20 protein-coding genes are annotated in these 24,471 nt (G+C 64.8%); all 20 read left to right on the top strand.

Going from position 1 to position 24,471, the window contains the following annotated elements; genetic code table 11:
* Window positions 1-27: 27 nt before the first annotated feature.
* The 20 genes from KVY23_RS08120 to KVY23_RS08025 all read left to right on the top strand — a co-directional run bounded on the left by KVY23_RS08120 (window position 28) and on the right by KVY23_RS08025 (window position 24,371).
* Complete coding sequence (locus KVY23_RS08120; RefSeq protein WP_268994888.1) at window positions 28-1,947, top strand: penicillin-binding protein 2; 1,920 nt, start codon at window positions 28-30, stop codon at window positions 1,945-1,947.
* Window positions 1,948-2,090: 143 nt separating this feature from the next.
* A complete protein-coding gene (locus KVY23_RS08115; RefSeq protein WP_371829778.1) occupies window positions 2,091-3,728 on the top strand; it encodes a UDP-N-acetylmuramoyl-L-alanyl-D-glutamate--2,6-diaminopimelate ligase in 1,638 nt (545 codons plus the stop codon).
* 5 nt (window positions 3,729-3,733) lie between these two features.
* Entirely contained in the window at window positions 3,734-5,251 is a 1,518-nt protein-coding gene (gene murF / locus KVY23_RS08110; protein WP_268994887.1) for a UDP-N-acetylmuramoyl-tripeptide--D-alanyl-D-alanine ligase, read from the top strand.
* The gene (gene mraY / locus KVY23_RS08105) at window positions 5,248-6,327 is read left to right on the top strand and encodes a phospho-N-acetylmuramoyl-pentapeptide-transferase (RefSeq protein WP_075840555.1); all 1,080 of its coding nucleotides are present in this window, start codon (window positions 5,248-5,250) and stop codon (window positions 6,325-6,327) included. The genes murF and mraY overlap by 4 nt, the downstream gene beginning before the upstream one ends.
* Before the next feature lie 21 nt (window positions 6,328-6,348).
* On the top strand, window positions 6,349-7,824 hold the full coding sequence (gene murD, locus KVY23_RS08100) for a UDP-N-acetylmuramoyl-L-alanine--D-glutamate ligase (RefSeq protein ID WP_230555997.1): 1,476 nt from the start codon (window positions 6,349-6,351) through the stop codon (window positions 7,822-7,824).
* 86 nt (window positions 7,825-7,910) lie between these two features.
* A complete protein-coding gene (gene ftsW, locus KVY23_RS08095; protein ID WP_374108698.1) occupies window positions 7,911-9,305 on the top strand; it encodes a putative lipid II flippase FtsW in 1,395 nt (464 codons plus the stop codon).
* A complete protein-coding gene (murG, locus tag KVY23_RS08090; protein WP_230555996.1) occupies window positions 9,302-10,477 on the top strand; it encodes an undecaprenyldiphospho-muramoylpentapeptide beta-N-acetylglucosaminyltransferase in 1,176 nt (391 codons plus the stop codon). The genes ftsW and murG overlap by 4 nt, the downstream gene beginning before the upstream one ends.
* 34 nt (window positions 10,478-10,511) lie before the next feature.
* Window positions 10,512-12,008 (top strand): UDP-N-acetylmuramate--L-alanine ligase, encoded by a 1,497-nt coding sequence (gene murC, locus KVY23_RS08085; protein WP_206509727.1) that lies wholly within the window; start codon window positions 10,512-10,514, stop codon window positions 12,006-12,008.
* Window positions 12,009-12,148: 140 nt separating this feature from the next.
* The gene (locus KVY23_RS08080; RefSeq protein WP_230556075.1) at window positions 12,149-12,790 is read left to right on the top strand and encodes a cell division protein FtsQ/DivIB; all 642 of its coding nucleotides are present in this window, start codon (window positions 12,149-12,151) and stop codon (window positions 12,788-12,790) included.
* A 204-nt stretch (window positions 12,791-12,994) separates the two neighbouring features.
* Window positions 12,995-14,224 carry a cell division protein FtsZ gene (gene ftsZ, locus KVY23_RS08075; RefSeq protein ID WP_230555995.1) on the top strand — a complete coding sequence of 410 codons (1,230 nt, stop codon included), beginning with the start codon at window positions 12,995-12,997 and terminating at the stop codon, window positions 14,222-14,224.
* A 7-nt stretch (window positions 14,225-14,231) separates the two neighbouring features.
* The gene (gene pgeF / locus KVY23_RS08070) at window positions 14,232-14,960 is read left to right on the top strand and encodes a peptidoglycan editing factor PgeF (RefSeq protein ID WP_230555994.1); all 729 of its coding nucleotides are present in this window, start codon (window positions 14,232-14,234) and stop codon (window positions 14,958-14,960) included.
* Window positions 14,961-14,968: 8 nt separating this feature from the next.
* The gene (locus KVY23_RS08065; RefSeq protein ID WP_230555993.1) at window positions 14,969-15,736 is read left to right on the top strand and encodes a YggS family pyridoxal phosphate-dependent enzyme; all 768 of its coding nucleotides are present in this window, start codon (window positions 14,969-14,971) and stop codon (window positions 15,734-15,736) included.
* Window positions 15,737-15,808: 72 nt separating this feature from the next.
* Complete coding sequence (locus KVY23_RS08060; RefSeq protein WP_075840561.1) at window positions 15,809-16,504, top strand: cell division protein SepF; 696 nt, start codon at window positions 15,809-15,811, stop codon at window positions 16,502-16,504.
* A gap of 78 nt (window positions 16,505-16,582) precedes the next feature.
* Entirely contained in the window at window positions 16,583-16,870 is a 288-nt protein-coding gene (locus KVY23_RS08055) for a YggT family protein (protein WP_075840562.1), read from the top strand.
* Between the two features lie 161 nt (window positions 16,871-17,031).
* Entirely contained in the window at window positions 17,032-17,874 is an 843-nt protein-coding gene (locus tag KVY23_RS08050) for a DivIVA domain-containing protein (protein WP_075840564.1), read from the top strand.
* Window positions 17,875-17,958: 84 nt separating this feature from the next.
* Window positions 17,959-18,129 (top strand): hypothetical protein, encoded by a 171-nt coding sequence (locus KVY23_RS08045; RefSeq protein ID WP_230555992.1) that lies wholly within the window; start codon window positions 17,959-17,961, stop codon window positions 18,127-18,129.
* Window positions 18,130-18,411: 282 nt separating this feature from the next.
* Window positions 18,412-21,636 carry an isoleucine--tRNA ligase gene (gene ileS, locus KVY23_RS08040; RefSeq protein ID WP_230555991.1) on the top strand — a complete coding sequence of 1,075 codons (3,225 nt, stop codon included), beginning with the start codon at window positions 18,412-18,414 and terminating at the stop codon, window positions 21,634-21,636.
* Window positions 21,633-22,301, top strand: a complete 669-nt coding sequence (locus tag KVY23_RS08035) for a peptide deformylase (RefSeq protein ID WP_230555990.1) — start codon at window positions 21,633-21,635, stop codon at window positions 22,299-22,301. The genes ileS and KVY23_RS08035 overlap by 4 nt, the downstream gene beginning before the upstream one ends.
* Window positions 22,302-22,353: 52 nt before the next feature.
* A complete protein-coding gene (locus KVY23_RS08030; protein ID WP_230556074.1) occupies window positions 22,354-23,706 on the top strand; it encodes a DNA polymerase IV in 1,353 nt (450 codons plus the stop codon).
* Between the two features lie 140 nt (window positions 23,707-23,846).
* The gene (locus tag KVY23_RS08025) at window positions 23,847-24,371 is read left to right on the top strand and encodes a hypothetical protein (RefSeq protein WP_230555989.1); all 525 of its coding nucleotides are present in this window, start codon (window positions 23,847-23,849) and stop codon (window positions 24,369-24,371) included.
* The last annotated feature ends 100 nt before the right edge of the window (window positions 24,372-24,471 follow it).

Below are 24,471 nucleotides of genomic sequence, written 5' to 3'. Positions count from 1 at the left end.
TCCACCGGAAGACCTCGCCGTAAGCCGCTGTCGCGGAATGCATCCGACGATCAGGGATACGGCGTCCCGCGTCGTCGAGCCGAATCGTCTCGACGTCCGGGAGCCCCCGCCGGTCGACCGCGCGCGGGATCCGATACACGCTTCGATGCGTCGTCCTTCGCTTTTCGAAGCGGGTTCGGCCGCATCGCCATGTTCGGTGTACTGGCCGTGGTGGCCCTGCAGTTGGTTTGGATCATGGGAGTCGACGGGCACCGACTCTCCGCCGAGGCGGCCTCGCAACGAACCACGACGCTCGTCGATCCGGCGACTCGAGGCTCGATCATGGACCGCAACGGCAATCCCATCGCATTCACGATGGAAGCGAAAGCGCTGACCTTCCAGCCTGTCCGGGTTCGCCGTGAACTGGACGAGGCGCGCGCGAAGGATCCGACGAACCCCTCCACGCAAGACCGACTCGATGCGATCGCGGCCGGGATACACGATGAACTGGGCGATCTCGCACCCGAGGACGTCATTCTCGACAAACTCGAAAGCGACGACACCTTCACCTATCTGGTGCGCGGAGTGGATGCGACCATCGCTACGCGGATCAGCGAAGAATTCGAAGAAGTCGGTCTCGAACGACAGGACATTCGCGAGTACCCCGGTGGGTCCCTCGCTGCCAATCTGGTGGGAGCAACCGGCTGGGACGGTCACGGACTCTTGGGGCTCGAAGACTCTCTGGACTCGACGTTGGCCGGAACCGATGGGTCACAGACCTACGATCGCGGGTCCGACGGCGCTGTCATCCCAGGTAGCTGGCGGGACAAGCAAACGGCCGTCAACGGTTCCGGTGTCGAACTGACCATCGACGCCGACCTGCAGTACTACGTGCAGCAGCAAGTTCAGCTCGCCAAAGATCTGTCGGGAGCAAGGAACGCTTCGGCAGTCGTGCAGGATGCGAGAACCGGTGAGGTTCTTGCGATGTCCAACGACAACACGTTCAACCCCGGTATCGGTGTCGGAAACAACGACCGAAGCAAAGAGATGGGCAACCTCGCTGTCTCCACACCCTTCGAGCCCGGCTCGGTCAACAAGATCATCACTGCAGCGGCGGCGATCGAGTACGGACTGACAACACCCGAAGAGGTACTGCAAGTTCCCGGCAACATCTTCATGTCGGGTGTTTCGGTGAAGGATGCGTGGGAGCACGGCCTCGCGCCCTACACCACGACCGGCGTGTTCGGTAAGTCCTCGAACGTCGGCACCCTGATGCTTGCCGAGCGCGTCGGTGAGGATCGCTTCGCGGACATGCTGGCTCGTTTCGGTCTCGGACAGAGAACGGACGTCGGCCTACCCGGAGAGAGCGCGGGAAGCGTGCCGAATCGCGATCAGTGGTCGGGTGGCACGTTCGCGAACCTCCCCATCGGGCAGGGCCTGTCGATGACCCTGCTGCAGATGACTGCGATGTATCAGGCGATTGCCAACGACGGAGTACGCATCCCGCCGCGCATCGTCGATGCCACGGTCGACCCGGACGGAAACCGGACAGAGACCGAACAGCCTGAGGGTGTCCATGTCGTCAGTCCGGAGACGGCGTCGACCGTCCGGCAGATGTTTCGATCGGTCACCCAGGACGACAACGGCAACCAGCGAGGTACCGGCGTCGCAGCGGGCGTCGAGGGCTACCAGATCAGCGGCAAGACAGGCACCGCCCAGCAGGTGGATCCCAATTGTGGCTGCTACTCGAACTCGGACTACTGGATCACCTTCGCTGGTATTGCACCTGCGGACGATCCGCGCTACGTGATCGGAATCATGCTCGATGCTCCAACGCGGAGCGCCGATGGTTCCGGAGGGCAGTCGGCCGCGCCGTTGTTCCACAACATCGCCAGCTGGATGCTCGAACGCGACAGCGTGCCGTTCTCTGCAGACCCCGGTCCGAAGCTGGTTCTGCAAGCCGATTGAGCGTGATCGACCTCTCGGCCCATGGGTCGGGGGGCTGGGGGACCGGCACCCGCCGGTAACCTGACCCTTCGGTCCTCGTGCTCGGTTTCGAAATGTCGCTTTCCTCGACCTTTCGTTTCGGCCCGAGCGCAACCACCGTCTCAATGTCCCGCGCCAGCAGTTCAGCAGAAAGGAGCACAGTGTCTGTGCCAGCCGAGCCACAGCCTGCTCCGACCCCGTCCCGACCCTCGAACCCCCCGCACACCACTGTCGAGGAGATCGCCGCCGCTGCGGACGCCACCGTCGTGCCGGCCGCAGACGGACAACATCGAATGGTGACCGGTGTAGACTTACGTGCCCAATCCATCCTCGACGGCGATCTTTTCGCTGCCTTGGCCGGATCGACTGCCCACGGGGCATCCTTCGCCGGTGACGCGATCGAGCGCGGAGCTGTCGCGATCTTCACCGATTCGGCGGGCCTCGAGATCCTGCAGCGACAGTTCCCCGTTCTACCGGTACCGGTGCTCGTGCACGACCGCCCGCGTACCGTGCTCGGCGATATGTCGGCACTCGTCTACGGACGACCCTCGGAAAAGATGACCGTGATCGGGATCACCGGTACATCGGGCAAAACGACGACGGCGTACCTGCTCGAAGCGGCCTTGACTGCCGCGGGCCGCCGCACCGGATTGATCGGCACGATCGAAACCAAGATTGCGGGCGCTCGCGTACCCAGCGCCCTGACAACACCGGAAGCGCCGCAGCTACACGCCTTGTTCGCATTGATGCTCGAACGTGGCCTCGACACCGTCGTGATGGAAGTTTCGAGTCACGCACTCTCACTCGGACGAGTGGACGGAACCGTGTTTTCGGTCGCTGCCTTCACCAACCTCTCGCAGGATCATCTCGACTTTCACGGCACCCTCGAGGACTACTTCCTCGCCAAGAGTCGACTGTTCACAGCGGATTCGCGTGTGCGATCCCAGTCGGCGTGCGTCTGTGTCGATGACGACTGGGGCCGCCGCATGGCCGACGTCGCCGCCTCGGGGGGATCCGATGTGATCACCGTGTCGGTGACCGGCAGTGCCGACTGGACTGTCGCCGATTGGGCGCCGGATCCCAGCGGCGCCCAGACCTTCACCCTGCTCGGCCCCGGCGGATGCCGTCACCACGCGTCGATACGGCTGCCGGGACGCTACAACGTCGCCAACGCGGTGCTCGCTGCCGCGATCTGCGCGGTAGCTGGCGCGGACGTTCAACGGGCGGTGGCCGGAATGAAGGAGGTCGACGTACCGGGACGAGTGCAGCGCATCTCCCGGGGTCAGAATTTCCTGGCAGTGGTCGACTACGCCCACAAACCCGCCGCAGTCGAGGCAGTTATCGAAACCTTGCGCAAGCAGACCACCGGCAGAGTCGCCGTCGTGCTCGGAGCCGGGGGAAACCGCGACACCACGAAACGAGCGCCGATGGGCGCAGCCGGTGCCAGAGGCGCTGATCTGCTGGTCATCACCGACGACAACCCGCGCTCGGAGGATCCGACGGCCATCCGGGAGGCTGTACTGCTCGGCGCCATGTCACTCGCTCCCGAGGAGCGCGGAGAAGTGAGGAACGTCGAGGGCCGCGCGAACGCCATTTCCGAGGCCGTGCGGTGGGCGCAGGACGGCGACGTCGTTCTCGTCGCAGGTAAAGGGCACGAGACAGGGCAGGAGATCGGCGGCGTGAAGTATCCGTTCGACGACCGTGTCGTGCTGGCAGACGCCATCGATCGAAAGATCGGCCAACAAGCAGGAGCGACCTCGTGAAAGCCATGACCATCGAGCAGATCGCCGACATCGTCGGCGGGAAGCTCCACGATGTCGACGACCCGTCCCGCGTCGTCGACGGCGCCGTCGAATTCGATTCACGCAGAGTTGCTCCCGGGGGGCTCTTTCTCGCGCTGCCTGGCGCTCGCGTGGACGGACACGACCATGCGGTCGCCGCGGTGAATGCGGGTGCGGTGGCAGTGTTGGCTGCTCGTCCGCTCGGTGTGCCGAGTATCGTGGTCGACCCGATCCCGCACGATGGCCGAGCAATGGCTCTCGAACACGACGCCGACGGGTCGGGCGCAGCGGTGCTGACCGCGCTCAGCGCGTTGGCCCGTGCCTCGGTGACGGAGCTGACAGCCACCTCGGGGCTCACCGTCGTCGGCGTCACCGGATCATCCGGCAAGACCTCGACCAAGGACCTGCTGGCATCGGTCCTTCGCCCGCTGGGCACAGTCGTCGCGCCGCCCGGATCGTTCAACAACGAACTCGGCCATCCGTGGACCGCGCTGCGCGCGGACGAGGAGTCCGATTTTCTCGTTCTCGAGCTGTCGGCGCGCGGTGTCGGTCACGTGGCCTCGCTGGCGCACGCGGCCCCGCCCCGCATCGGTGTCGTTCTCAACGTGGGTACGGCTCACCTCGGTGAGTTCGGATCGAGAGATCGGATCGCTCTGGCGAAGGGTGAGCTGGTCGAGTCGCTCCCCAGCGAGGCAGACGGGGGAGTAGCGGTGCTCAATGCCGACGATCGCCTCGTCCTCGAGATGAAATCTCGGACCTCGGCACGCGTGGTGACTGTCGGGCACTCCGCCGATGCGGACATTCGTGCCGAGAACGTGGTGCTGGACGACCATGCGCGTGCACGTTTCACCCTGGTGACCCCGGTCGGCCGCACCGAGATCGAGCTGGCCGTGCACGGTGAACACCAAGTCGGTAACGCACTGGCCGCGGCAGCAGTGGCGCTCGAATGCGGCGCCGAACTCAGCCAGATAGCTGACGCGCTCGCCGGCTCGGCTGCGGCCTCGGCCCGACGCATGGATGTGCGCACTCGCGCCGATGGGGTCACCATCGTCAACGACTCCTACAATGCCAATCCGGATTCGATGCGGGCTGCGCTCAAGGCGTTGGTGTCGATGTCGAGGTCCGGAGGTGGCCCGCCCAGACGTACCTGGGCGGTGCTGGGCGAGATGGGTGAGCTGGGACCGGATTCGGTGGTCGAGCACGACGCGATCGGACGGCTCGCGGTGCGTCTGGACGTCAGTCGGCTGATCATCGTGGAGTCCGGAAGGCCGACACGGGCAATGCACCAGGGGGCGGTGATGGAGGGGTCCTGGGGTGAGGAGTCGATGCTCGTCCCGGACCACGCAGCAGCAGTCGCGGTGCTCGAGGCCGAGTTGGAGCCCGGTGACATCGTGCTGGTCAAAGCATCTCAGTCGGTCGCACTGTGGTCGGTTGCCGATGCGCTCGTACAGAACACCGCTGCGGATGGGGAGAAGGACATCATGACACCGGAGGAATCGCAGTGAGACAGATCCTCTTCGCTGGAGGTATTGCGCTCGCAGTCGCGATTCTGCTGACGCCGGTGCTGATCAAAGCGTTCTCGAAGCAGGGCTTCGGCCAGGAGATCCGAGTCGAGGGCCCGGCCAGTCACCAGTCGAAACGCGGCACCCCGACCATGGGCGGCGTCGCCATACTCGCCGGCCTGTGGGCCGGCTACTGGGGCTCGCACCTCATCGGCGTCGGCTACGACGCGGACGGTCCATCGGCGTCGGCTCTCCTCGTGCTCGGGTTGACCACGGTGCTGGGGCTCGTCGGGTTTCTCGACGATTTCATCAAGATCCGCAAGCAGCGCAACCTCGGACTGAACAAGACCGCGAAGCTGGTTGGGCAACTCGTCGCAGCCGTTCTGTTCGGAATACTCGCCCTGCAGTTCAAGGGTGAGAACGGACTCACCCCGGCCAGTCAGCAGCTCTCCTACGTCCGCGATATCGCGACCATCAGCCTGGGTCCCATCGTGTTCATCGTCTGGTGCTACTTCCTGGTGACCGCCTGGTCCAATGCGGTCAACCTCACGGACGGCCTCGACGGCCTCGCGGCGGGCTCGATGACATTGGTGCTCGGTGCCTACACCGTCATCACGTTCTGGCAGTACCGGCAGGCATGTTCCACCAACCCCGGACCGGGTTGCTACGACGTACGCGATCCGTTGGACCTCGCACTCATTTGTGCTGCAGCGGCCGGTGCCTGTATCGGCTTCCTTTGGTGGAACGCCGCCCCGGCGAAGATATTCATGGGCGACACCGGTTCGCTCGCACTCGGTGGGTTGATCGCCGGTCTGTCCATCGTGACCCGGACCGAGCTCATCATGGTTGTCATCGCAGCGCTGTTCGTGGCCGAGGCGGCCTCCGTCGTGATCCAGGTTGCGGTATTCCGAACCAGCAGGCGTCGTGTCTTCCGGATGGCTCCGTTCCATCACCACTTCGAACTCGGTGGCTGGGCAGAAACCACGGTGATAATTCGATTCTGGTTGTTGGCCGCAATCGCGTCGGCGGTGGGTCTCGCGCTGTTCTACAGCGAGTATCTCGCCGCGGTCGGCGGCTAGGCCGCTGTGTCCGAAGATGCTGTGTCCGAAGATGCTGTGTCCGAGGGTCTGGACTGGTTGAAGGGTGAGACCGTCCTCGTGGCCGGCGGGCGGATATCGGGCCTCGCGGCAGTGGTGCCGCTGCGCGAGCTCGGCGCCGAGGTCGTGGTCACCGACTCCGACCCGGATGCGATCGAAGCCGCGCGCTCGGTCGGTGCGGCGGGAGTGCGCCAGGATGAGCTCCTCGCCGACGAAGCGATGCTCGACCGGATCGCACTGGTGGTGACCAGTCCCGGATTTCGGCCTGACGCGCCCGTGCTCGCCGCAGCCGCGCAGCGCGGGATACCGATCTGGGGTGATGTCGAGCTGGCCTGGAGGGTCGACCGCGCGGCTATCTACGGGCCACCGGCGAAATGGTTGGTGGTGACCGGAACCAACGGAAAGACAACGACGACATCGATGCTCGCGTCGATCCTGTCGTCCGCAGGTCTGCCCAGTGCCGCGTGCGGCAACATCGGTCTTCCCATCCTGGACGCACTGCGCGCCACGCCGCACCCGACGGTGCTTGCGGTGGAACTCTCCTCCTTCCAACTTTTCTGGGCGCCTTCGGTGAAACCGGATGCGGGGGTCGTTCTCAACATCGCTGAGGATCATCTGGACTGGCACGGCGGAATGGACGGCTACACCTTGTCGAAAGCTCGCGCGCTGACCGGGGCTGTCGCGGTTGTCGGTCTCGACGATGCCCGAGCAGCCGCGTTGGCGAGGACGTCGCCGGCGAATAAGGTCGTCGGTTTTCGCCTGGCGGAGCCGAGCCGCGAAGAACTGGGAATACGCGACGGATACCTGATCGACGACGCGTTCGGTGCTGCGCAGCGACTGCTGCACACAGATGAGATCGTGCCTCAGGGCCCGGCCGGGTTCATGGACGCGCTCGCCGCTGCCGCACTCGCCCGTTCCATCGGGATCTCCGCCGAGCATGTCGCCACCGGACTACAGACGTACAGCGTGGGCCCGCACCGCGCCGCGGTGGTCGCAACGGTTGCCGCGGTGACGTTCGTCGACGACTCCAAGGCCACGAATCCGCATGCGGCGCGGTCGTCGCTGCTCGCCTACGAACGGGTCGTCTGGATAGCAGGAGGACTGTTGAAGGGCGCGTCCGTCGACGAACTCGTCGCCGAGATCGCCCCGCGGCTCGTAGCTGCCGTGGTGATCGGGCGGGACGGGGCGCAGATCGCGGAGGCTTTGGCGCGACACGCGCCGAATGTTCCGGTCGTGACGTTCCCGCCGGGAGACGATACGGGTGTGACTCATGTGGCGGAAGATGCGGATGTAGTGATGCGAGCCGTCGTGCGAGAGGCCGCGTCTCGCGCACAGCCGGGAGATACCGTGCTTCTCGCGCCCGCCGCAGCGTCCCTGGACATGTTCGTCGATTACGGGCACCGAGGCCGAAGCTTCGCCGAGGCGGTCCTCGCGCTCGACGGCGCCGAGATCGGGCGCGCCGGCGGGCACTCCTCGTGAAAGGGACCGGCGAGCGGAAGTCACCTTCGCCGCGCACCAGAATCGGCCTGTGGCTGGAACGGCCGCTGGCATCGTTTCACCTGATCGTGACCGTCGCAGCCTTGCTGACGATCCTCGGGCTGGTCATGGTTCTCTCGTCCTCGGCCCCCGAGGCCTACGCGGCGGACGGCTCCGCGTACTCGCTCTTCACACAGCAGTTGATCGGTGTCGGTCTCGGCGTAGTCGGCTTCTACATCGCGCTGCGGATGTCGGTTCGCATGCTGCGCAAACTGTCTTTCCCGCTGTTCTGCATGTCCGTCGTGATGCTGATGATGGTGCTGATTCCTGGCGTCGGCTCCGAGGGTGCGGACGGCGCTCGTCGCTGGTTCAACGTCGCCGGAGTCTCGTTCCAGCCTTCCGAGCTGGCGAAGGTGACACTCGTCCTGTGGGGCGCACACCTGTTGGCCTCGCGGCGCAGCGAGCACGCCAGTCTGAAATCGCTGCTGATTCCACTCGTCCCGGCCGCGCTGCTCATGGCCGGACTGATCGTCCTGCAGCCCAACCTGAGCACCGCGATCGCCATCGGGATCATTCTGGTTGCGTTGCTTTGGTTCGCTGGCCTCCAAGCTCGGTTGTTCGCAATCCTGGTCGGAGGTGGTCTCGCTGCCGCAACGGTGTTGGCCTTCACGGCCGGGTATCGATCGAACCGAATCAAGGCATGGCTCAACCCCGGAGACGATCCACAGGGACTTGGATACCAGTCCAATCAGGCCAGGTTCTCCCTCGCGGACGGTGGATTGTTCGGCGTCGGACCTGGCCAGAGCCGGGCCAAATGGAGCTATCTACCCAACGCGCACAACGACTTCATCTTCGCGATAATCGGCGAGGAACTCGGCTTCATCGGTTGTATGGCCGTGCTCGGTCTGTTCGCCCTCTTCGTCTACACCGGTCTGCGTATCGCGGCGCGTTCGGTCGATCCATTCCTGCGCCTTCTCGCGGCCGGCGCAACGACATGGATTTTCGCACAGGCAATGATCAACATCGGGTATGTCGTCGGACTACTGCCGGTCACCGGACTGCAGCTCCCGCTGGTGTCCTACGGTGGATCGTCTACGGCGATCACACTGCTCATGTTCGGAGTGATCGCCAATGCTGCGCGGCACGAGCCCGAGGCAATCGCGGCGCTGCATGCGGGCCACCAGTCTCGACTCGACCGGGTGCTACGCCTGCCGATGCCCGCCTCCTACTCACCACTGCGGGCAGCCGCGGCCCGCTCTCGCTCGACGCGCCCCGCTCTCGGGGCCGCCGAACGCCGCCGATCCGAAGCGCGAGAGGCAGCACCGCGACCACGCGGTGGTCGCGATATGGCCGAAGTCGGTGGCAGAGCGGGCAGAGAGCGTCAGCCCGTCCCAGGTCGAAGGCGCGCGGACCCCGGTGTTCGCGGCCGCGGGCAACCCGCCAATGGGCGCAGGCACCCCGATGGGCGAGGATATCGAGGGTGAATGCTCCAACTGAACCGTTGTCGGTCGTCCTGGCAGGTGGCGGCACCGCCGGGCACATCGAACCCGCGATGGCTGTAGCCGACGCTCTCCGTGCGCTCGATGCCGACGTGCGTATCACCGCACTCGGTACCCAGCGTGGCCTCGAAACGACGCTGGTCCCTGCTCGTGGATACCGCCTCGAACTGATACCTCCGGTACCGCTGCCCCGCAAGCCCACGCTGGATCTGCTGCGGTTGCCCGCTCGGGTCGTCCGGTCCGTGCGGCGGACCAGGGCCGTGCTCGACGCTACCGACGCGGATGTGCTGGTCGGCTTCGGTGGTTACGTTGCCCTACCCGCCTATCTGGCTGCACGCGGCGGTCTGGGTCGCCGGCGAGCAGTTCCCATCGTGGTCCACGAGGCGAATGCCAGCGCAGGAATCGCCAACAAAGTCGGCGCGCGGCTGGCTCGGCGCGTCCTGGCAGCAGTCCCGGGTAGCGGGGTCAAGGCCCGCGGTTCCGACGAGGCGGAGATCGTCGGCATTCCGGTGCGCCCCACCATCACCGGACTGGATCGCGCCGCAACCCGCGAACAGGCGCGCGAGCATTTCGGCCTTCCGTCTCACGGACCGGTACTGCTCGTCTTCGGGGGCTCGCAGGGTGCGAGGTCACTCAACGAAGCCGTCGCAGGCGCAGCTACGGAGCTCGCCGAGGCCGGCATCTCCGTTCTGCACGCACACGGCCCGAAGAACACCGTGGACGTCGCGGTGAACGAATCCGCCGTTGTCGATGGCAGGCCCGCCGCGCGGTACGTTGCCGTCCCCTACCTGACTCGTATGGACCTGGCGTACGCCGCCGCAGACTTGGCGATCTGTCGATCGGGTGCGATGACGGTCGCCGAGGTCTCGGCGACCGGTCTGCCCGCGATCTATGTTCCTCTTCCACACGGAAACGGCGAGCAGGAACTCAACGCCCGGCCGATCGTCGAGTCCGGAGGCGGCATACTTCTCGCGGACAGTGCGTTGACCTCACGCTATGTGGCGGAGAAGATCGTCGAGTTGATCACCGACTCGGCGGCGCTGACACGGATGTCCGCTGGAGCATCGAGTGCAGGTCATCGTGACGCAGCCACGACCGTCGCGCGCATCGTGCTCGATGTGGCGTCGAGACACAGAAGCGAGGCCCTGGCGCAGTGACGAGTGAGTCGAAGTGACAAGTGAAGGGACGGACATGTCCGAGCTTCCCGCAGAGCTGACGCGGGTGCACATGGTAGGCATCGGTGGTGCCGGGATGTCCGGCATCGCGCGCATCCTGCTCGCCCGTGGGGGCCAGGTTTCCGGATCCGATGCCAAGGACAGCAGGGCGGTGCTCGCGCTGCGGGCCAGAGGTGCGCAAGTGCGGGTGGGACACGATGCATCTGCGCTCGATCTTCTCCCCGGCGGCCCGACGGTGGTCGTCACGACCCACGCGGCGATACCGAAGACCAACCCCGAGTTGGTCGAGGCGCGTCGGCGCGGCATACCCGTGGTGCTACGGCCAACAGTGCTGTCTTCGCTGATGGAGGGCTACCGCACCCTGCTGGTTTCCGGTACGCACGGCAAGACGTCCACCACGTCCATGCTGATCGTCGCGTTGCAGCACTGCGGTTTCGATCCGTCGTTCGCGGTAGGCGGTGAGCTCAACGAGGCCGGCACCAACGCGCATCACGGCAGCGGCGAGGTTTTCGTCGCCGAGGCCGACGAGAGTGACGGTTCGCTGCTCCAATACACACCGAACGTCGTGATCGTGACGAACATCGAAGCCGACCATCTCGATTACTTCGGCACCACCGAGGCCTATGTTCAGGTTTTCGACGACTTCGTCGCTCTGCTCGGTCCCGGCGGCGTGCTGGTCGCCTGCATGGACGACCCGGGCTCAGCAGCACTGGCGCATCGAGTGCAGGCGCGTGCGCTACCCGGTGTACGAGTTCTCGGTTACGGATCGGCCGACACCGAGACCGGTGACGTCGAGATGGCCGTTCGGTTGCTGCAATGGGAGCCAGAGGACGTCGGCGGGGTAGCGCAGCTGATGATTCAGGGAGAGGACGCGCCGCGAACGTTGCGGCTCGGCGTCCCCGGGCGGCACACCGCGCTCAACGCCCTGGCCGCGTTCACCGCCGGCATCCAGGCCGGTGCCGAGCCGTCGCACATGCTGGCTGGACTGGCCGGATTCGGCGGCGTGCACCGTCGGTTCCAGCTGCGCGGACGCGAGCACGGTGTGCGGGTGTTCGACGATTACGCCCACCACCCGACCGAAGTGCGTGCCGTCCTGAACGCCGCCCAGCAACTCGTCGCCGGCGTTGGAAAGGACGTACCGGATTCCGCGCCCCGCGGCAAAGTAGTCGTGGTGTTTCAGCCGCACTTGTACTCACGAACCGAAACGTTCGCGGACGAGTTCGGCGAGGCGCTGAGCATCGCCGACGAGGTGGTCGTGCTGGACGTGTTCGGCGCGCGCGAGGAACCGCTGCCCGGCGTGACCGGTGCATTGGTGGCATCGGCGGTGACGAAGCCTGTCAACTATCAACCCGATCTCTCGCTCGTAGCCAAGCAAGTCGCAGCCCTGAGCGCACCCGGGGACGTGGTGATCACGATGGGGGCGGGTGACGTCACGATGCTCGCCGGTCCGATTCTCGACGCACTTCGGTCCAAGACCGATTTCGGGAACGGGACCGGCCGGGCCACGACGTGACGTCCAGGCGGGAGCGGTCGGGACGTCCGAGCACGGACGCCTCGACAGTCCCTGGTTCGGAACCCTCGGAGCGCGATGATCGGCGTCGGGCCCGTGATGAGGAACGTCGCCGCGTATCGCGGTCTCGGCGCAAGGCTGTGATGATTGCGGTCGCCGTGCTCGCCCTCGTTTCGGGGGGTGTGGCCGCGGTCTATTTCACCCCACTGCTCTCGGTCCGGGCGATCGAAGTGAACGGCGCCGAGTCGGTAGCCGAGGAGCAGGTGATTGCCGAGCTCGGAGTGACGCTGGGGGAGAGGCTCGTCCGCGTCGACGCCGGTGCGGCGGCGCAGCGGGTCGCAACGATCCCCGCACTGGCATCGGTGCGTGTACAGCGGGTCTACCCCTCGACGGTCAAGGTCACCGTCACCGAACGCGTTCCCGTCGTCTTCGTCGATCAATCGGACGGCACGCACCTGTTGGATTCCAGTGCAGTCGATTTCGCGATTGCTCCGCCGCCGCCGGGCCTGCCGCGGTTGGTGACCGAGAGCCCCGGCGTCGGCGACGGTTCGACCGAGGTCGCGTTGGCGATACTCGACTCGATGTCACCGGCGTTGCGCGCTCTGGTCGTGGAAGTGCGTGCGAGTTCCGTTTCGGACGTGTCTCTTTTGCTGAACGACGGACGCACTGTCATCTGGGGGGATGGGAGCAAGGCGGAACGCAAATCCGCTGTCGCTCTTGCCCTGCTGTCGCAGCCGGGACAGATCATCGACGTGTCGAGTCCGGATCTCCCCACCACCAAGTAGCACTTTTCACCGGATCGGCATCGGCCGGTGATGCAACTTCTGAAATTGTTTCCGTGTCCTCGGCGCGCCTAGTGGCGGATCGAGGTCCCGGTGAATAGCGTTCCGAACGTCGAGTACTTGACATAACTCTGAGCCTGTGGTTTAGGTTGAGGGTTTGGCTCGAGGCTCGGGACATCAGAACACAACCACGGAAGGCGAGAGCCAATGACGCCCCCGCACAACTACCTCGCCGTAATCAAGGTCGTCGGCATCGGCGGCGGCGGCGTTAACGCGGTCAACCGCATGATCGAACAGGGACTCAAGGGAGTCGAGTTCATCGCGGTCAACACCGACGCCCAGGCACTGCTGATGAGTGACGCCGACGTCAAGCTGGACGTCGGTCGAGAACTCACACGTGGGCTCGGCGCCGGCGCCGACCCCGAGGTCGGCAGGAGAGCGGCCGACGACCACAAAGACGAGATCGAAGAGGTGCTCAAAGGTGCCGACATGGTCTTCGTCACCGCAGGTGAAGGTGGCGGCACGGGCACGGGTGGTGCGCCAGTGGTGGCCAACATCGCCCGCAAGCTCGGTGCACTGACCGTCGGCGTCGTCACGCGGCCGTTCTCGTTCGAGGGCAAACGACGTGGCGGACAGGCTGATACCGGCATCCAGCAACTTCGCGAATCCTGCGACACACTCATCGTGATCCCCAACGATCGCCTCCTGCAGCTCGGTGACGCAGCGGTCAGCTTGATGGATGCTTTCCGCAGCGCGGACGAGGTTCTTCTCAACGGCGTGCAGGGCATCACCGATCTCATCACCACCCCGGGTCTGATCAACGTCGACTTCGCAGACGTGAAGGGCGTGATGTCGGGCGCCGGCAGCGCCCTGATGGGCATCGGCTCCTCGCGTGGGGAAGGCCGGGCCATCAAGGCCGCTGAATCGGCGATCAACTCACCACTCCTCGAAGCCTCGATGGAAGGGGCCCGTGGAGTACTCCTGTCCATAGCCGGCGGCTCCGATCTCGGACTGTTCGAGATCAACGAGGCGGCCTCGCTGGTGCAGGAAGCTGCGCACATCGATGCGAACATCATCTTCGGAACCGTCATCGACGATTCGCTCGGCGACGAAGTGCGAGTGACCGTCATTGCCGCCGGATTCGACGGGGGCACACCTACTCGCCGACCCGTCGAAGCGTCCACATCGTCCACTCGCAGTCCGATCGGCTCGGCGCGCTCCGGCGAGGTGGCCTCCTCGCGTTCGTCCGAACCGGTCGAGTCGGGCGCGGTCTTCCGTGACTCCGTCGGAGGTGGAAACGGCAGTACGCTTCCGCCTCTACCGTCCTCCAGTTCCAATGGCGGGTCGAGCAGTCAGTCCGGTTCGGGCCGCCGCGTCCCGGTTGCCGACGACGACGGTGAAGACGACGTGGACGTGCCATCGTTCATGCGTCGGTAGATCCACGGTGCCGCAAGAGTCATTCAGGATTCGTCGGGTCACCACCTCCCGTGCGGGGGGTGTGTCGGCCCCGCCGTTCGACAGTTTCAATCTCGGCGACCACGTCGGAGACGAACCGTCGGCGGTCGCCGCCAACCGTGCCCGACTGGGTCGTGAGCTAGGTCTCGGCGCCGACCGTCTGGTGTGGATGGAACAGGTCCATGGCCGGTCGGTGACCGTGGTGGACGGCCCTCAGTCGGATCCGATCCCCGTCACCGACGCGGTGGTGACCACCACACGGAACTTGGGGTTGGTCGTGCTTACGGCAGATTGCGTACCTCTGCTGCTGTCCGACGAGGATGCGGGAGTCATCGCTGCCGTGCACGCCGGCCGAGTCGGGGCACGTATCGGCATCGTCACCCGGGTTCTCGACGCCATGGTGGAGCAGGGCGCCGAACTGAGCCGTATCGGGGCCTTCATGGGACCGGCGGCGAGTGGGCGTCAGTACGAGGTGCCCGCCGCGATGCAGGCCGATGTCGAACGCCACCTGCCCGGTAGCGCCACCACAACCGTCAGGAAGACCCCTGGCCTCGATATTCGAGCGGGGATCAGGAAGCAACTTCTCGATGCGGGAATCGCTGGTGTCGCCATGGATCCGCGCTGCACCATCGAGGATCGCACGCTGTTCAGTCATCGACGATCCGCCCCGACCGGCCGAATGGCGAGCGTCATCTGGATGGAAAGTGGACCTGCTTGACTGGGCTCATGACTACACCCTCGGACAGGTCGCACCAGATCGAGACCGCGCTGGAGTCCGTCCGCGCGCGACTGCGCGCAGCGTGCACGTCGGCTGGTCGCGGCAGCAACGAAGTCCGACTGCTTCCGGTGACGAAGTTCTTTCCCGCCAGCGATGTCGAGATTCTCTGGGAGCTCGGTTGCCGAGAGTTCGGCGAATCCCGCGAACAGGAAGCGTCGGCGAAAGCGGACGAGCTGGCCGAGGTATTCGCCACCGCACCGGCCCGATGGCACATGATCGGTCACCTGCAACGCAATAAGGCAAGGTCGGTCGCCCGCTGGGCTACGTCGATTCATTCCGTCGACAGTGCGCGACTTGTGGACGCGCTGGCGAAAGCGGTCGGCAAGGCGATCGGCGACGGCGACAGGTCAGCACCTCTGGACGTGCTGGTGCAGGTGAGTCTCGACGGAGATGTTCATCGTGGGGGAGTCGAGCGCGGGGATCTCGACGAGTTGACCGACCGCGTGGCCTCGGCAGCAAACCTGAGATTGTCCGGGTTGATGGCAGTGCCGCCGATCGAGGCCGATCCCGACGCCGCTTTCGCGGATTTGGCCGAGCTGCATCAGCGATTGTTGACGCAGCACCCCGGTGCGAGTGAGTTGTCGGCCGGCATGACCTCCGATCTCGAAGCTGCAGTGCGACACGGATCGACGTGCGTGCGTGTCGGTACCGCAATACTCGGTTCACGGCCGATAACCTCGCCAGTACAGGCCGAAAACCACATCAGTAACAACTGACACAGCGCTCGACGAGTGGCAGTGTTGCTGACACTCAGGCCACGTTGACACCCGCCACGGAAGGCAAGATCGATGAGCACCCTGCACAAGTTCAAGGCGTACTTCGGCATGGTTCCGCTCGCGGACTACGAAGACGACTACCTCGACGAACCGGACTCTCATCGATCCTCGCGTGGCCGCGATCCGTACGGCGATCTCGACGACCGGCGTGATCGTGAATTCGTCAAGCCGTCGTTCTCCTCCCGTCGGCCGACCCGTGACGACCTCGACGACGTCGATGGCGAGTACGACGACTACGAGGCGCCTCGATCTGCGCCGACGCTTGCGCCGATCGGCCGAACCTCGCGCTCGACATCGGGCGGAGGGCGCGGTGCGGCCACCCGTGGGAACCTCGCCGTGGACACGCGCATGGATCCGGAGCGGAGCCTGCGTAGTGATTCGATGGTGCGCGCCGAGTCGCGCCGAAGCCCGGTCACCGACGACGGCAGCGCTCTGTCGAAGATCACCACCCTGCGCCCGCGTGACTACAGCGAGGCGCGGACCATCGGCGAACGTTTCCGTGACGGCACGCCGGTCATCATGGACCTCGTCGAGATGAGCAACGCCGACGCCAAGCGTCTGGTGGATTTCGCAGCGGGTCTCGCGTTTGCGCTCAGGGGATCGTTCGACAAGGTCGCAACCAAGGTTTTCCTGCTCTCTCCCGCGGATATCGACGTCTCGCCCCAGGAACGTCGGCGTATCGCCGAGACGGGCTTCTACAGCCAGTAGAGCGCTCCGCTCCTCTCAGCATGACCGTCTGACCTGCTCGCTTTGATCGAGCCGTTGTTTTCGGGCAGAGTATGACGTGTGGCCTTGTTCGCGGTTGTCTACTTCATACTTTTCATATTCTGGCTGCTTCTCATCGGCCGCATCATCATCGAATTCATCAGGTCGTTTGCGCGTGACTGGCAGCCTTCCGGCTTCGTGGTGATCGTTCTCGAAGCGATTTTCACTGTGACGGATCCGCCGGTGAAACTCCTGCGCCGACTGATTCCGCCGGTCAATCTGGGCGGTGTTCGGCTGGATCTTTCGATCATGGTGCTGCTGTTCGGAGTGTTCATTCTCATGACGATCGTGCGGACATTGGCGTCGTGAATATCGCACTATCGCAGTAAGACTTCGTCGGGCGCGCGCGACCAGCGCGACCGATGTGACAGAATGGACGCCAGTTACAGTTTGATTGTTCCGGCTAGTGCGGAATGGGATAAAACTGAATGCTTGCTCTACCGCCTCAAGACGCGTGAAGGGATCCTTCCATGCCGCTGACTCCAGCCGATGTGCACAATGTCGCGTTCAGCAAGCCGCCTATCGGTAAGCGTGGCTACAACGAAGACGAGGTAGATGCTTTCCTCGACCTCGTCGAGCAAGAGTTGTCGCGACTCATCGAAGAGAACGCCGACCTGCGCCAGCGCGTGGGAGAGCTCGACCAGGAACTGGCTGATGCCAAGAGTTCCAGGGGCAGCGCAGCGCAGTCCGCGCCGGTCCAGTCGAAGGCCCCCGAGCCTGCGCGTCCCGTCGAGCCACCGAAGCCTGCTCCCGTGGTCGCCCCTGCCGCAGCTCCGGTTGCCGCGGCGCAGAGTGGCGACTCCAACATGCAGGCTGCGAAGATCCTCGGCCTCGCCCAGGAAATGGCCGACCGCCTCACCAGCGACGCCAAGACCGAGTCCGAGCAGTTGCTCGGAAATGCGCGCACCAACGCGGAGCGTCTGGTCACGGATGCTCGGACGCGCTCCGAAGCGATGGTCTCCGACGCCCGTCAGAAGTCCGAGTCGCTCGTCACGGACGCGCAGACCCGTTCCGAGACGCAGCTGCGCCAGGCCAAGGAAAAGGCAGATGCCCTGCAGGCCGATGCCGAGCGTAAGCACACCGAAATCATGGCGACGATCAACGAGCAGCGTTCGGTCCTCGAGGGTCGTATCGAGCAGCTCAAGACGTTCGAGCGCGAGTACCGTGTTCGGCTCAAGTCCTACCTGGAGTCGCAGCTCGAGGAGCTCGAGAACCGTTCGTCGGCACTCCCGGTGGACAATGGTTCCGACAGCTTCAACCAGGACAATCAGTCGTCCGGATACAGCCAGTCCTATGCCAAGGGAAACAACTGACTCTCGTCTGTTCCTGGCTCGGCGCGTGACGGCCCGTCCTGGATCCGACGACAGCCGTGAGGCTCGTCCGGAGCGAGGAATGCTGTGCTGGTTCTGACCTTGTGTGCGGCCGGAATCGGCTTTGCGTTGCTGGTGGTCGCGTTGACTACCGGTTCCGTAGTATGGGCGTGGGCATGTATCGCGGTCTGTATCGTCGGCGCTGTGCTGTTACTGGTCGGCGCACTGACCGGGCGTAGCAACCCTCCTGAGCAGTAGAACGGGGGGCGCGTCGTACTATCGACGCAAAGAGCTTTTCAGGCGTTGATCCGGCCATCACCGGGGAGTCTTCGGAAGAACGGCCCCTTTTCTGTGGGGCTCAGTAGAACCGAACGGGTCGGCCCGTCACAGCCTGTGCGAGTGGCGGCAGGTTCATCGATCGATGAACCTGCCGCAAACGGGGTGGTACCGCGGTACTGACGTCCACACGTCGGTCATCGTCCCCGTGCCGAACGACATCGCCGATTCGCATGCGGATCGGACGGCACGGAAGCGAGCATCATGTCCCAACAAGACGCACAGTCCCAGGCCGGCGCTCAGTTCCAGGAGACTGCGGCTTTTCCCGTCGGAGACCGGTACCCACGTGTCGACATCTCGGGCACCAAGGCCGGCAGCGTGTCGTTCCCCGAGTTGGAGCAGAAAGTGCTTCGAGCGTGGGCGGACGACGAGACGTTCCAAGCGAGTATCGACAACCGCGCTGATGCCGAGGAGTTCGTCTTCTACGACGGTCCGCCTTTCGCCAACGGCCTCCCGCACTACGGTCACCTACTGACCGGATACGTCAAGGACCTCATCCCGCGGTTTCAGACCATGCGCGGCAAGAAGGTCGAACGGCGGTTCGGGTGGGACTGCCATGGCTTGCCCGCCGAACTCGAAGCGGAGAAGCAGCTCGGCATCAAGGACAAGTCCGAGATCGACGAGATGGGTCTCGCCAAGTTCAATGCCTACTGCAAGCAGTCCGTGTTGCAGTACACGGACGAATGGCGCGACTACGTCACCCGTCAGGCCCGGTGGGTCGATTTCGACAACGACTACAAGACTCTCGACGTCGACTTCATGGAGTCCGTCATGTGGGCCTTCAAGTCGTTGTACGACAAGGGTCTGATCTACCAGGGCTACCGGGTTCTTCCGTACAGCTGGTACGAGCAAACTCCGCTTTCCAACCAGGAGACACGTCTCGACGACGCGTACAAGATGCGTCAGGATCCTGCCGTCACCGTCACGATGCCGCTGTCTGCGCCGGGATCGCCGCTCGATGGTGCATCGGCGCTCATCTGGACCACCACTCCCTGGACTCTCCCATCGAACCTGGCGATCGCGGTTCACCCCGAGATCCGCTACCTCCAGGTGCGCGGAAGCGACGGCGAACGTTACGTCTTAGCTGCTGAGCGGCTCGCGCACTACGCGCGCGAGCTCGGTGAGGAACCGGAGCTGCTGTCCGAGCACACCGGTGCCGAGCTCGTCGGCCTCACGTACACACCTCCGTTCGACTTCTTCCTCGGTCACGAAAATGCCCACCGGGTCCTCCAAGCCGACTACGTCACCACCGATTCCGGAACCGGGATCGTGCACCTCGCGCCGGCGTTCGGCGAGGAGGACATGGACGTGGCAACGGCGCACGGCATCGAGGTGGTACAGCCGCTCGATCCGGGCGGGAAGTTCACTTCTCTGGTGCCGCCGTACGAGGGCTTGATGGTCTTCGACGCCAATCCCGTCATCATCAAGGACCTGAAGGCGGCGGGTCGACTGCTGCGTCACGAGACCATCGAGCACTCGTATCCGCACAGCTGGCGGAGCGGTGAGCCGCTGATCTACATGGCTGTGCCCTCGTGGTTCGTTGCTGTCACGAAGTTCCGCGACCGGATGGTGGAACTCAACCAGGAGATCACCTGGGTTCCCGAGCACATCAAGGACGGACAGTTCGGCAAGTGGCTCGAAGGTGCGCGTGACTGGAATATCAGTCGAAACCGATACTGGGGCAGCCCGATCCCGGTGTGGGTATCCGATGATCCCGAGTACCCGCGACTCGACGTGTACGGCAGCCTCGACGAACTCGAACGCGACTTCGGTGTGCGCCCGGATGACCTGCATCGTCCGTACATCGACGATCTGACCCGGCCCAACCCGGACGATCCGACCGGCAAGTCGACGATGCGGCGCGTACCCGAGGTTCTCGACTGCTGGTTCGAGTCCGGGTCCATGCCGTATGCCCAGGTGCATTTCCCGTTCGAGAACGAAGAATGGTTCAACGGGGCGAGTGAAGCGACGGGGGATCGACACGGTCACAATCCGGGCGATTTCATCGTCGAGTACAACGGTCAGACGCGCGGTTGGTTCTACACGCTGCATGTGCTGGCGACTGCGCTGTTCGACCGTCCCGCGTTCAAGACGGTTGCCGCGCACGGCATCGTGCTGGGCGAAGACGGCCAGAAGATGAGCAAGTCCAAGGGCAACTACCCGGATGTGAAGGAGGTGTTCGACCGAGACGGCAGTGATGCGATGCGCTGGTTCCTCATGTCCTCGCCGATTCTTCGCGGCGGAAACCTCATCGTGACCGAGCAGGGTATCCGTGAGGGCGTGCGTCAGGCGTTGTTGCCCATCTGGAACGCCTGGAGCTTTCTGCAGCTCTACGCCGGCAAACCGGGGCAGTGGCGAACCGACTCGCCGAACGTGCTCGACCGGTACGTGCTCGCCAAGCTTGCTGCAACTCGCGACGCCATCACCGAGGCGCTCGAGAAGACGGACATCGCCGGCGCGTGCGACGAGCTGCGGACGTTCTGTGACGCGCTCACCAATTGGTATGTCCGACGGTCTCGTTCGCGGTTCTGGGCCGAGGACGCCGACGCCATCGACACTCTGCACACGGTGCTCGAAGTGCTGACCCGCATCTCCGCTCCGATGCTGCCACTGGTCAGCGAAGTCGTTTGGCGCGGCTTGACCGGCGGACGATCGGTGCATCTGACGGATTGGCCGTCGAGCACGGATCTGCCGTCGGATCCCGAACTCGTCAGTGCGATGGACGAGGTGCGGACGGTGTGCTCGACGGTGCTGGGTCTGCGCAAGGCGCAGAACCTTCGAGTGCGACTGCCGTTGCCCGAGGTCACCGTCGCTGCGGAGGATGCGGAACGTCTGCGTCCGTACGCCGACATCATCGCGGACGAGGTCAACGTCAAGAAGGTCGATCTCACCGAGGATGTAGCGGTTCACGGGAAGTTCGAGCTCGTCGTCAACGCTCGTGCTGCCGGTCCTCGAATCGGCAAGGACGTGCAGAAGGTGATCAAGGCAGTCAAGGCGGGTGACTGGAACGAGGATGCTGTGGGCGTCGTCCACGCTGCGGGCATCGAATTGCTGCCCGCCGAGTACACCCGCAAACTTGTTGCGGCCGAGCCTGATTCGACTGCTGCGTTGCCCGGAAATGCAGGACTGGTGGTGCTCGATTCGCGGATCACCGAGGAGCTGGAAGCCGAAGGGTGGGCGAAGGACCGTATCCGCGAGCTTCAGGACGCCCGCCGGAGCATGGGCCTGGACGTGTCCGACCGGATCGACATCGTCATCGAGGTGCCCGAGAACCGGCGGACGTGGCTCGACACCCATCGTGGCCTCATTTCGGGCGAAGTCCTCGCCCTGACTCTGGTCGACGGTGATGTCACCGAGGGCGGCGTTGCCGGCTCCGGTGCGCTGGACCTGGGGGAGGGCGTGCGCGCTCGGATCACGCGGGCGAAGTGACGTTGCGCCGGCCGCTGGAGGAGACCGTCCGCAAGCTTCTCTCGGAGGCTCGTGACGGAGTTGTGCCGATCGTCCCGGTCGGTGAACCCGTGTTGCGGACGCCGGCGGTCGGGCGCGTCGATCAGCTCGAACAGCGCACTCTGGAACGACTCGTCGAGGTGATGCGCGCGACGATGCACGACGCGCCCGGCGTCGGATTGGCCGCCCCTCAGATCGGAATCCCGTTGCGGCTGGCGGTGATCGAGGATACGTACGAGGTGGCCGAGGAAGTAGCACGCGAACGTGAGCGCACTCCGCTGCCGTTTCGGGTCTTGGTCGATCCGCAGTACACCCACATCGGTGCAGGGCGCCGATCCTTCTACGAGGGATGTCTCAGCGTTCCCGGGTACCAGGCCGTGGTCTCGCGCAGCGCAGTCGTCCGGCTGCGCTGCCAGGACCTCGACGGTGGTCGAATCGACGAGACCATCGAGGGTTGGCCGGCGCGCATCGTCGCGCACGAAACCGATCACCTGGACGGCACGCTGTATATCGACAGGGCCGAGGTGAGGTCGCTGGCCGCCAACGACGTGTACGCGGAGATGTGGGCGGACCCGTCGCCGCGCCGGGCCGCCGAAGTGCTCGACTTCCACCTCGACGCGGCCGAGAACGACACCGGCACCGCATGATCGCGGCGAAGAGTATTTTTCGATCGTGACCGAATCCCGCGGTAGGCGATGGGTGCTGCACCTCGACATGGACGCGTTCTTCGCGTCCGTGGAGCAGTTGACCCGTCCCACGCTGAGGGGACGGCCGGTGTTGGTGGGCGGCGCCGGGGGCCGCGGTGTCGTCGCCGGATGCAGCTACGAGGCGCGGGTGTTCGGCGCGCGCTCGGCGATGCCCATGCATCAGGCGCGCAGGCTGGTGGGCGCCTCGGCTGTGGTGCTCCCGCCGCGGGGTGCCCTCTATCAAGCGCTCAGCCGTCGAGTGTTCGAGGGCCTGCGCGGCAGGATGCCTGTACTCGAACAGTTGTCCATGGACGAGGCATTCGGGGAGCCACCGGAACTGGTCGGTGCCACGGCGTCCGAGGTCGCCGAATTCTGCGAGATGCTTCGCAACCTGGTTCAGGAGCAGACCGGGCTCGTCGCTTCCATCGGCGCGGGTTCCGGTAAGCAGATCGCGAAGATTGCCTCCGGTCTCGCGAAACCCGCCGGTGTCACGGTGGTCACGCCCGAGGAACAAACGGAGCTGATGGCAGCCCTGCCAGTCCGCACACTGTGGGGTATCGGACCCGTAGCCGAGGACAAGTTGCGCCGACTCGGAATCGACACGATCGGCAAATTCGTCGCGACACCGGAGTCCGAAGCGGCGTCGATTCTGGGCGCTACCGTGGGGCCGAGTCTGCACAAGCTGGCGCGGGGGATCGACGATCGCGCCGTCGCCGAGCGAGGCGAGGCCAAACAGGTCAGTGCGGAAACGACATTTGCGCACGACATCGTCACACTTGCTCAGTTGCGCACCGCCGTCGACAGAAGCGCCGAGGCTGCGCACGAGCGGTTGCGCAAGGACGGACGCGGTGCGCGAACGATCGTGTTGAAACTTCGGAAATCGGACATGAGCGTCATCACGCGTTCTCTCACCCTTCCCTACGCAACCGTCGACCTGCAGACGATCGTTGCGACGGCTCAGCGTCAAGTGCTCGATCCGGTCGAGCTGGGACCCGTTCGCCTCGTAGGAGTCAGTCTGGCCGGGTTATCGTCGGTGCGGCAGGGATCGTTGTTTCCGGAGCTCGAGTACGACTCCCCGAACTCGGTGGGGGAGGCCGTCGCGGTGGGGGAGGCTACTGCGACGCCGGCGCTCGATGTCGATCGTGAAGGCACCTTGGTCGGTGAGGGCGGTGAGGGCGGATCGAGCTGGCACCCGGGCATGGATGTACGGCATCCTGAATATGGACACGGATGGATTCAGGGGGCAGGTCACTCCGTGGTGACAGTTCGATTCGAAACTCGGTCCTCTGGGCCAGGGCGGGCACGTACCTTTGCGGACGGGGACGACATGCTGGTCGTGGCGGATGCGCTCGGTAGTTTGGAGTAGCCCGTTCTTACCGGCGGGTAGGGTTGGTACTTCACGCCCGAGTTCTCGGGTGGCATAGTGGAGCGGCCCGAGACGAACGAATATCGGACGATCTCCGTTGTCACCGGTGACCGAGTAGAACAGATGAAGGGACAGAGCACTTGAAGCTTCGTAACACCCGAAAGACCATGGTTGCCGGCGTCGCTATTGCCGCAGCGCTGACGATGACCGCTTGCGGATCGGACGAGGGCGACAACGACGCCGACGCCACGACGACGGCGGCGGCACCGACTTCGGAAGCCGCTCCGGTCGAGCCCTCGGGCGATTACCCGCCGGTGCCCAGCGCGGAGGAGCTCAACGGCGAACTGTTGCGCGGGCTCGACCCGGCCGTTCCGGTCGAGGAGAAGGCACTGCTGATCCAGGGTGCCGAAGAGGATCCTGAGCTGATCAACCAGGTTGCTGCCGCGGCGGTCCAGAACGGTGCTCAGATCGAGATCACCAGTGTCGACGATCTTGGTGACGGCACTCTGAACGCCGGTGCGACCTTGACCATCAACGGTCAGGCCAACCCGGGCAGCTTCACTTTCGTTGCCGAGGACGGCGTATGGAAGTTGTCGCGAGAGAACGCTTGTGGTCTGGTTCAGGTCGCAGGGCTGACCTCGCCCGCATGCCCGCCTGCTGCCTAGTCTCCACACACTGATGCCGGTGTGCTCTCCCACTCGAGGCGAGTACACCGGCATTGTGCTGTGACGGGCCTGTGCTGTGACGGTCATTGTGCTGTGACGG

The organism is Rhodococcus sp. I2R (assembly GCF_020889545.1).
Classification (GTDB): Bacteria; Actinomycetota; Actinomycetes; order Mycobacteriales; family Mycobacteriaceae; genus Rhodococcoides.
The sequence above is the reverse complement of the archived record's forward strand: the minus strand, read 5'-3'. Positions and strand labels throughout refer to the sequence as shown.